This is a genomic window from Oleiphilus sp. HI0061 (genome assembly GCF_001635675.1).
In genome coordinates this window covers 1-961 of the sequence record NZ_LWFE01000707.1, presented here as the reverse complement: position 1 = coordinate 961, position 961 = coordinate 1, and the positions used below count along the sequence as shown (strand labels likewise).

Sequence of the window (961 nt, the reverse complement as noted above, 5' to 3'; positions counted from 1 at the left end):
TGGTATATTGAATTCCTAAGTTCAAAATCCTAAAAGACGACTCACCACCGAGAACACAGAGCGGCCTGCGGCCTACACCGAGAAAAGATTAAAGCTTTTTTTAGATGTGTCTCAACTTCTTCCTCTGTGCAGCGAAGCGCCCGGTGTCCTCTGTGGTTCAAATGTTTACCCCTTAAAGATCAAAACACAAAAGACGGTTCACCACCGAGAACACAGAGCGGCCTGCGGCCTACACCGAGTAAAGATTAAGGCTTTCTTTAGATGTGGCTCTATCCTGTCCTCTGTGCAGCGAAGCGCTCGGTGTCCTCGGTGGTTCAATTGGTTTTCTTTAAAGATCAAAACACAAAAGACGGTTCACCACCGAGAACACAGAGCGGGCTGCGGCCTACACCGAGAAAAGATTAAAGCTTTTTTTAGATGTGTCTCAACTTCTTCCTCTGTGCAGCGAAGCGCCCGGTGTCCTCTGTGGTTCAAATGTTTACCCCTTAAAGATCAAAACACAAAAGACGGTTCACCACCGAGAACACAGAGCGGCCTGAGGCCTACACCGAGTAAAGATTAAGGCTTTCTTTAGATGTGGCTCTATCCCGTCCTCTGTGCAGCGAAGCGCTATGTGGCTACCAAAGTCTAATTCCTTCCAGTAAGATAAGGCATGAAAATTCACTGCTTTAAATTATAGTTAGAGTCATTTGCAGAAATGAGAATTACAGAAGGGCAAGCGCAATCCATTAAAGGTATCGTTGCCAGTTTAATTGATCCTGGCGTAGAAGTGTGGTTGTTCGGCTCGCGAGTGGATGATCATGCAAAGGGCGGTGATATAGACCTACTCGTGGTGTCAAAGCACGATATCGACGAACTCGTATTCGTTGCGGCTAAAATAAGCACGCAAGTATCTCGCTTGTTTCATGGGCGTAAAACCGATGTGATACTTCAAACACCAAGTGTAGAGCTTTCGCCAATA

The 961-nt window shown here is 46.2% G+C and carries 1 protein-coding gene; it reads left to right on the top strand.

The window, feature by feature from the left end:
* Window positions 1-697: 697 nt before the first annotated feature.
* A partial coding sequence (locus A3735_RS08930) for a nucleotidyltransferase domain-containing protein (protein ID WP_068637958.1) occupies window positions 698-961 on the top strand: 264 nt, incomplete at its 3' end.